We start from the raw sequence: 7,006 nt of genomic DNA, 5'->3' as shown, positions 1-7,006 counted from the left end.
AAGCTACAGCCATACCGGTTGGGTATGAGAAGCTCCAAGGGCGAGCATGGCCCGGTTCTTATTGACTTTCTATTACACATAAACGGCGATATGAGTGAGCGCGTCATGATGATCATTGAGTCCATGGTGCCAGCCCTTGAGGTGTACTCAATTGATGAAGCCTTTGCTGATCTGACCGGTGTGCCAGGCGATCTCACAGCGTTTGGCCGCAAGCTACGAGCGACCATTTTCAAGTACACCGGCATCCCAGTAGGCGTCGGGATTGCGCGTACCAAGACCTTGGCCAAGCTAGCGAATCACACAGCCAAGCGGCTGCTCGATAAGACAGGTGGTGTCGTCGATCTCTGCGATCAGTTCAAGTGTGACTGGACGCTTCGCAACACCGAGGTCGGTGAAGTGTGGGGTGTCGGTAAGCGGATGAAAGCGCACCTTGAGGTCATGGGCATCAAAACTGCGATGGACTTGGCGAAGGCCGATGCCTGGACACTCCGGCAGAAATTCAGCGTCGTGATCGAGAAGACGGCTCGCGAGCTTGCCGGCACGTCATGCCTGGAGCTCGGAGAAGCTGATCCGCCCAAACAAGAGATCTGCTGCAGCCGGATGTTCGGCAGTCGCTTGACCGACATTGAGCCGATCAAAGAAGCCGTGGCCACGTACACCCAGCGCGCGGCTGAAAAGCTTCGGGCGCAAAACTCACTGTGCAAGAAGATCCGCGTCAGCATCCGTACAGGGATGTTCAATCCCGAAGAGGCCAAGTACGCCAGTGGGGCTTTGGTCGAGTTGCCGTACCCCACCAACGATGTGCGACTCATGACCAAGGCTGCCACCGAGGCGGTGAATCGCCTGTTTAGGCCAGGTTTCAAGTACAGCAAGGCCGAGGTCTTGCTGATGGATCTGCGTCAGCCAGGTGAGTTCACTGATGACCTATTCGCTCATTCACAGCCAGCCATTGCCGATACATTGATGGGAGTACTGGATGACATCAATAGCAGGTGGGGAAGAGGAACGCTCCGTGTTGCCAGCGTGCCCAGAAACCCTGGATGGGCCATGCGTCGCGACTTGATGAGCCAGAGCTATACGACTCGGTTGGATCAGCTGTGGACGGTCAAAGCCATATAGGGAAGGGGCAAGAGGAAGCCGACATGAACAATCCAAACCAAAACCTACGCAGAGATTTGCAGGGTCTAGCTGCTGACCTCAAGTGGTCGGCCGTTGAGCTCGTGAGGATTGCAGAGCGGCTGAGCCAAGCCGGCAATGATCCTGACGCTCAAGCTCTGCACCGTATGATTGCCATGTTCCAGCGTGAAGAGGGTCGTCTTCAATGCTTGGTGAACGACGTTGCTGAAGGGCGGATCGTTCATGTGGAAGTAGTGCCGGGCTGACCCTGATCCTGTCCGAATAATTCCATGCTGTCGTAGCTATCTATCATCCCTGCGGTTGGACGCTCAGGGGAAAGTCGAAATTTCGCATGCTGTGATGCGGTTTATCTCCGCACCTGGCTGAGCCTGCTGAGGGCGTGGAATTGGCATCCTTTCAGTGCACTGCGCGCGCGAAGCGAGGGGCGAAGCGCGGAAACGCAATTCCGTATGTATTACTACCGACGGCTAGGGCCAGCGGTCGACCAATATCACCACTCCATCAAAGTGATTTCTGGAAATACCAGCACAGGTGGGGGAACGATCCCCGGCTAGGTTGGGAGAATTATGCGCTTGCGCGCTGACCTAATGGCTGAGATGTGTAGCAGCGCTGAATTTGGTGATGCAGATAACTCCAGGCTGGTTGTTCACAAATACGAAGTCGGCATTCAGCTGGCGGCAGAGAGAGGCAATGATCTTCATCCCTAGGGATTTACTTTTGCGAGGATTAAACCCGCTGGAAAATCCTTTGCCCTTGTCAGCCACGGTCAAGACCATCAACTCATTTTCTGGTTTCACGGTGATGGATACTTGCCCGAAGGACGGGGAGGCGTACGCATACTTCAAAGCGTTGGTGACCAGTTCATTCACCAGTAACGCTAGTGGAATAGCAGTGTCGAGCGATAAGCGTGCCGGGGTGATGTCGAGTTCAAATGTGATCTCATGAGATGCCGTCGCTCGAATACCCGCAACCACCTGGGACAGATACGTTGCCACGTTTACGGTGCCGACCTCATCAGTTTGATAGAGCCGCTCATGGACAGCGGCGATGCTCATGATCCGTCGAGAAGTGTCCATTAGCGCAGTTTGCGCTTCTTTGTCATGCACCTGCCGAAGTTGGAGCTGGATCAGGCCAACGATGAGCTGAAGGTTGTTCTTTGTCCTGTGATTGACTTCTTTGAGCAGCATTTCTTTTTGCTCAAGCAGAAGTGTTTTCTGGCGGAGCGAACGTCTCAACTCCAATTGCGCCATCACCTGATGTGCCAATGTCTTTAGCGCTGACTGCTGCCGTAAGGTAAGCAATCGCGGGGATCTATCCAGCACACATAGCGTTCCGATTCCATGTCCGTCTGGGGTTTCCAGCAGGCATCCCGCATAAAAGCGAAGTCCTTCGTCAGCTGTCACCAGTGGGTTTGCACACATCCGAGGATCATCGCGTAGATCGGAGATCATCGTGATTCCTGGCTGCAGGAGCACATGCCTGCAGATCGAGATATCCAGCGGAGTTTCCCTTATGCCTAGGCCCACTTCAGCTTTAAACCATTGGCGATGGTCTTCGATCAAATTCACGACTGAAATCGGGGCTTCGCAAATTTCAGCCGCCAGCTCCACGAGCTCGTCGAACTCTGATTCACGTGGCGTATCGAGTATTTCGTAACTGCGCAGGGCGGCAAGTCGCTCAACAGAGTCAGCAGGATCATAGTGATTTGGCATGAGCATTCGCTGGTTCCCGGGATTGACGGCCAGCAAGCGTCATTACGGTCTTGGAGGCTCCCCAAATTGGAGGGGGCTATTCAGTGCAAGCTGATAGCTAACGTGATTGATACGACTCTCTGACCTTCAAAATCGACCAGAGTTTGATGGGCATCAAAGCTCGACAGCGGCAGGAGCTGCGTCGGATGGGGGAACGTTGCCTGGATTAGGGTAATAGCCGGGTATAGCTGCTGCGGTCAACGACCTAAAGTGCCAAGCGGTCTGGGCACAGGGTGCGTATTCGCTGCACAATTCTTAGCGTGTGTGAAATCCTCCGCCGCAGACAAAGGTTGGCGTCTGCCGCAGCTGACGCAGACGATTTTTCCATCGAGCAAAATCCATTCGGCCATCCAGGCACCAAGGATCTCTTTTTTCGCACCCATGCTACATTCCTTGTTGGATCCAACTTGCATTCACTGTAGATCACCCGACCATAGGTCGAACGGCCCGCCGACGCGTGGCATTTGCAAAAAAGACGCCGAGATAAGAGCGCCGCGATTCCGGTACACGTCGTCCTGCTAGGAAACCTGACTAAGGGTGTGGAACCATCGTGCCACTATTTCCTCAAAAGGGGTTGGAGGCACTGTGCACCTCTCAACCAGGCCATGGACGACTCTGGCATTCACGAACAGGCATCCCAGAGGACATCCATGCAAAACAATCCGATCACTACGACGCTCCTTCATACGATCCTAAAAAACCAACATGCCATTACTGATGCGTTGGTGAAAATCGCTGATTGGGTAGAGGTGGCGGAGAACAACGATGCCAAGGCTGTTGCCCATTCTGTTCGGCGCTCGCTGAAGGGCGTCGATGATAGTCGACTAATCCTTGGGCAATGCATCAGCGAGATCATGAGGGCTTCAGGCATCGAGCGAGAAGAACCGCCGTTCACGAGGTAGATCTTGTGAGCGCGATTGGATGAGTCTGATGTCCTAAGGGTTGTGAAACGGGTAGTTTTGTTATGGAAATTGCCGGGGCCCATCCTCTTTGCCCGCCAGATCCCTCAGCATGATTTCCAAGGTAGTTTCAAAAAGGAGGTACAGCCGTTTGGCCTGCTCATCGGTGATAACTCCGCTCAACTTCAATCCTTTGACCGTATCCTCTACCGCGATGGACGTGTGGAGTGCTTGAGTGGGAGAGATACAGCTCCGCAGATTTTTCAAAGCTTTCTCTGCCGCATCCAGTGCAGCTGAGGGCAGAAAAGGTTCTTCATTAAGCGTGACCATTAGATTAAGCCTTTGCTGCCAGGATTGCGTACGTCGATGCAACCATCGAAGTGACAGGCGCAGTCAGTCTGTATGAAGCTGTGAGTTGTGGGCGTTAGGTAAATTCAATGATTCAGATGGACTACTGGCGGCCTTCGGCTAGGAGTGAAACAATTCCTGCCACTAACTGGGGCGCAGGTAAGCAAGTGCTAACGAATTGGGAAGGGATTTTGCCAATTGAGGGCTCGATCGTCGTCGTCGAGGACGACGATATCCTCCGCACGGTAATGACCGAGATCCTCACGGACATAGGTGCGCATTATGTGGCTTTCGTGACTGCTGATGACGCACTAATCCACATGCTAAAGAATGCTGATGGCACCGCATTGGTGATTGCAGATCACGGCGTACCAGGGCAGATCAGGGGCGCTGAGTTTCTGAGCATGGTGGCTCAGCGTTGGCCTGGGCTACCCTCCATCCTAACAAGTGGATATGAGCTGGATGCGTCGCTGGTGCCAGAGAAAACCGTCTATCTTCAGAAACCTTGGTCGATTGATGTTCTGGTGATAGCAATCGCAGAGCTGCTACAGCCCGGTATTCCAGTCCGCCGGATTTGACCGACGCGCTCCACCGCGCTTCGAGACCTCTGAAGTTACTGGCCTTTGAAGTTCTTCCTGAAACCTCGCAAGTTCAATCCGAACAGGCATATTTGAAGAGCGATCAGGGCGTAAGCGTGAGCTGGCCATCCCCAGACGATCCAGAGAGCATTGCTCAGGATGAAACACCAAAAACCTATCATTCGCCGACGGGCCTGCTGTGAGCCGATCAGCCATGCGGCTAAAACCGTAACGAGCATCGCGGGCCATTGCACCCAGTCAACGGTATTCAATACGCCGCCCCGCTTTTAGACAAAAAAGTAACTAGCAGATCTATCTCAAGGTGCATGAGCTGCACTCCGTTCTGTTGCGGCTTTGTTCCTGAGAAATCCCCTCAGGTTCATTCCACATAACATCATGTCCAGCAAGGCTAGCGCATAAGCCTCGACGTAAAGTCCCCAGATAACCCAAAGCACGTTGCCAACGATAAAGCCAAGGAAGGCGATCTTCCTGCGCTCGGCACGCTGAGATCCAACAAGCCATGACGCCAAGACAATCACCACCATGGCTGGCCACTGGACAATATCCATGATGGGGGCGGGCGCTCCGTTCTTGTGGTTTTGAACTAACTGATGAGAGCCTCCATTGGCCTGTGTAGTAAGGCCTCTGGTGAGCACAACGAGCTAAGGGGCAGTCAGGGCACCAGAGCTCTTGAGGTTACTCGCAACCATGCCGAGAACTCATCTTCTGGGAGGGGGCCTGAAAGAAAACGTTCAGTCTTTTTTGTGTTCGGCAGCAGTGAGTCAGCCACTCCCACTATGCGGAGATGTTGAGTTCCAGCTTCAAGGATGATTTGACCGGAAAAAAGATGGAAACATCTGCCGCTAACTCGGTCGATAGAGCGGAATGGGCGAGCTATCGCCCGATTACAGCCGCCCTATCGGACGGGCCAAACGGAGACTCATGATGATTCGTAACAAAACTCTATGTCATCTGACCTTTGCTGCCTTGTGCGGCTTGAGCAGTTTCAGCTACGCCGCTGAGGAACCGAGCGTGACGATGGACAGGCCTGGTGCGGGCGTCAGGCAGATCAAGGAAGGAGACAATGTGCCTGATGAATTTCAACGTCCGAGCTTGGCGGTAAAGGATTGGCAGAAACACCACCTGAGCGCACCTGGCAAAGATGAGCAGTGGGTCAAGATTCAGGACAAATATGCACTGGTCAGCATCCCCACCGGCACGATTAAGCAAATGGTTGATCAGTCCAAATAGCACCGCACTTATCAGGCTGCGCTCCGAGCGCAGTGAGATTAAATAGAACGAACTCGCATGCAGTGGGCAGAGTCCATTTTTGAGAATGACACTTTGCCCAGCATCCAGGAGAACAGAGATGAGTGATTATCCAATCCCGCCGTTTAAGCCCCAGCAGCAGTCCGTTCCAGGCGATCAGAGCAAGATGGAACCGTACCCCGATTGCGGCGAGGCAAGCTATAAGGGCTCCGGTCGCCTGACTAACAAGATTGCCCTGATCACCGGGGGTGACAGCGGAATAGGTAGGGCTGTTGCCATCGCTTTCGCGCGCGAGGGTGCGGATGTCGCTATTTCTTACCTCGATGAGCATCAGGACGCCAAGGAAACCGCAAGTTGGGTCGAGGAGGCAGGCAGGCAATGCATCCTGTTGCCGGGCGACCTTGCAGACAAAGCGCATTGCTCAGCAATTGTTGATGCAACGGTCGAGAAATTTGGCCGTATCGACGTCCTAGTCAACAACGCCGCCTTTCAGATGACCCACGAAACGCTGGAAGAGATTCCTGACGAAGAATGGGTGAAGACTTTCGATATCAACATCACCGCCATGTTCCGCATCTGCAAGGCTGCGCTGCCATCGATGCGGGCAGGCAGTTCCATCATCAATACGAGCTCGGTGAATTCCGACTCCCCAAAGCCTACCTTGTTGCCTTATGCGACGACCAAGGGAGCTATTGCTAACTTCACCGCCGGGCTTGCCCAAATGCTGGGGCCTAGAGGAATTCGAGTGAACAGCGTCGCTCCAGGCCCGATCTGGACGCCATTGATCGTTTCGACGATGCCTGAAGAGGATGTGAAGACCTTCGGTGAGGAGACACCATTGGGCAGGCCTGGTCAGCCGGTCGAAGTGGCTCCTATCTACGTACTTCTCGCTTCTGATGAAGGGAGCTACATCTCTGGTTCGCGCTACGCTGTTGCCGCTGACCGAAAACTGACCCAGTAGAGGCTGTTCTGCCGACTGAAAACTGACCCAGGTGTTCAACTGCTTCTGCTCACTTTTTGAGCA

The 7,006-nt window shown here is 53.8% G+C and carries 11 protein-coding genes; 6 read left to right on the top strand and 5 right to left on the bottom strand.

The genetic code is table 11. The features are described 5' to 3' along the window. The coding region (locus BLS87_RS33035) for a DNA polymerase Y subunit UmuC family protein (RefSeq protein WP_482211660.1) at positions 1-1,119 on the top strand (1,119 nt) is incomplete at its 5' end. A gap of 23 nt (positions 1,120-1,142) precedes the next feature. Further along, positions 1,143-1,382, top strand: a complete 240-nt coding sequence (locus BLS87_RS33030) for a hypothetical protein (RefSeq protein WP_074759376.1) — start codon at positions 1,143-1,145, stop codon at positions 1,380-1,382. 339 nt (positions 1,383-1,721) lie between these two features. On the opposite strand, the gene BLS87_RS33025 is transcribed toward BLS87_RS33030, so the two are convergent. Continuing rightward, on the bottom strand, positions 1,722-2,855 hold the full coding sequence (locus tag BLS87_RS33025; protein ID WP_083370827.1) for a sensor histidine kinase: 1,134 nt from the start codon (positions 2,853-2,855) through the stop codon (positions 1,722-1,724). 230 nt (positions 2,856-3,085) lie between these two features. Continuing rightward, positions 3,086-3,271: a hypothetical protein gene (locus BLS87_RS34045; protein ID WP_143024550.1), complete on the bottom strand. Its 186-nt coding sequence runs from the start codon at positions 3,269-3,271 to the stop codon at positions 3,086-3,088. Positions 3,272-3,538: 267 nt separating this feature from the next. Between BLS87_RS34045 and BLS87_RS33020 the strand changes: the two genes are divergently transcribed. Continuing rightward, the gene (locus tag BLS87_RS33020) at positions 3,539-3,790 is read left to right on the top strand and encodes a hypothetical protein (RefSeq protein ID WP_143024549.1); all 252 of its coding nucleotides are present in this window, start codon (positions 3,539-3,541) and stop codon (positions 3,788-3,790) included. A 60-nt stretch (positions 3,791-3,850) separates the two neighbouring features. Here the strand turns inward: BLS87_RS33020 and BLS87_RS33015 are convergent, their stop codons facing one another. Next, a complete protein-coding gene (locus tag BLS87_RS33015) occupies positions 3,851-4,117 on the bottom strand; it encodes a hypothetical protein (RefSeq protein WP_074759374.1) in 267 nt (88 codons plus the stop codon). 107 nt (positions 4,118-4,224) lie between these two features. On the opposite strand from BLS87_RS33015, the gene BLS87_RS33010 reads away from it, so the two are divergent. Beyond that, positions 4,225-4,713 carry a response regulator gene (locus BLS87_RS33010; RefSeq protein WP_244165942.1) on the top strand — a complete coding sequence of 163 codons (489 nt, stop codon included), beginning with the start codon at positions 4,225-4,227 and terminating at the stop codon, positions 4,711-4,713. 35 nt (positions 4,714-4,748) lie between these two features. Here the strand turns inward: BLS87_RS33010 and BLS87_RS34855 are convergent, their stop codons facing one another. Together BLS87_RS34855 and BLS87_RS33000 are read right to left on the bottom strand one after the other, a co-directional pair. Then, on the bottom strand, positions 4,749-4,952 hold the full coding sequence (locus BLS87_RS34855) for a hypothetical protein (protein WP_425262264.1): 204 nt from the start codon (positions 4,950-4,952) through the stop codon (positions 4,749-4,751). A 78-nt stretch (positions 4,953-5,030) separates the two neighbouring features. After that, positions 5,031-5,282, bottom strand: coding sequence for a hypothetical protein (locus tag BLS87_RS33000; RefSeq protein WP_074759372.1), 252 nt, complete (start codon positions 5,280-5,282; stop codon positions 5,031-5,033). Between the two features lie 373 nt (positions 5,283-5,655). Here BLS87_RS33000 and BLS87_RS32995 point away from each other — a divergent pair, with 373 nt between their 5' ends. Both BLS87_RS32995 and BLS87_RS32990 read left to right on the top strand, forming a co-directional pair. Further along, positions 5,656-5,964, top strand: coding sequence for an RcnB family protein (locus BLS87_RS32995; protein ID WP_167362137.1), 309 nt, complete (start codon positions 5,656-5,658; stop codon positions 5,962-5,964). Between the two features lie 118 nt (positions 5,965-6,082). Next, positions 6,083-6,943 (top strand): SDR family oxidoreductase, encoded by an 861-nt coding sequence (locus tag BLS87_RS32990; protein ID WP_074759370.1) that lies wholly within the window; start codon positions 6,083-6,085, stop codon positions 6,941-6,943. Positions 6,944-7,006 lie beyond the last annotated feature (63 nt).

The sequence above is a fragment of the Pseudomonas abietaniphila genome (genome assembly GCF_900100795.1).
GTDB lineage: Bacteria > Pseudomonadota > Gammaproteobacteria > Pseudomonadales > Pseudomonadaceae > Aquipseudomonas > Aquipseudomonas abietaniphila.
This window is presented reverse-complemented; position numbering and strand designations above follow the sequence as displayed.

What these genes read in the sequence shown, in the direction of transcription:
- BLS87_RS32990 (WP_074759370.1), top strand. Translation starts at nt 6,083, where the DNA reads ATGAGTGATTATCCAATCCCGCCGTTTAAGCCCCAGCAGCAGTCCGTT.
- BLS87_RS33030 (WP_074759376.1), top strand. Translation starts at nt 1,143, where the DNA reads ATGAACAATCCAAACCAAAACCTACGCAGAGATTTGCAGGGTCTAGCT.
- BLS87_RS33025 (WP_083370827.1), bottom strand. Translation starts at nt 2,855, where the DNA reads ATGCTCATGCCAAATCACTATGATCCTGCTGACTCTGTTGAGCGACTT.
- BLS87_RS34855 (WP_425262264.1), bottom strand. Translation starts at nt 4,952, where the DNA reads ATGCTCGTTACGGTTTTAGCCGCATGGCTGATCGGCTCACAGCAGGCC.
- BLS87_RS33015 (WP_074759374.1), bottom strand. Translation starts at nt 4,117, where the DNA reads ATGGTCACGCTTAATGAAGAACCTTTTCTGCCCTCAGCTGCACTGGAT.
- BLS87_RS33020 (WP_143024549.1), top strand. Translation starts at nt 3,539, where the DNA reads ATGCAAAACAATCCGATCACTACGACGCTCCTTCATACGATCCTAAAA.
- BLS87_RS32995 (WP_167362137.1), top strand. Translation starts at nt 5,656, where the DNA reads ATGATGATTCGTAACAAAACTCTATGTCATCTGACCTTTGCTGCCTTG.
- BLS87_RS33010 (WP_244165942.1), top strand. Translation starts at nt 4,225, where the DNA reads ATGATTCAGATGGACTACTGGCGGCCTTCGGCTAGGAGTGAAACAATT.
- BLS87_RS33000 (WP_074759372.1), bottom strand. Translation starts at nt 5,282, where the DNA reads ATGGATATTGTCCAGTGGCCAGCCATGGTGGTGATTGTCTTGGCGTCA.
- BLS87_RS34045 (WP_143024550.1), bottom strand. Translation starts at nt 3,271, where the DNA reads ATGGGTGCGAAAAAAGAGATCCTTGGTGCCTGGATGGCCGAATGGATT.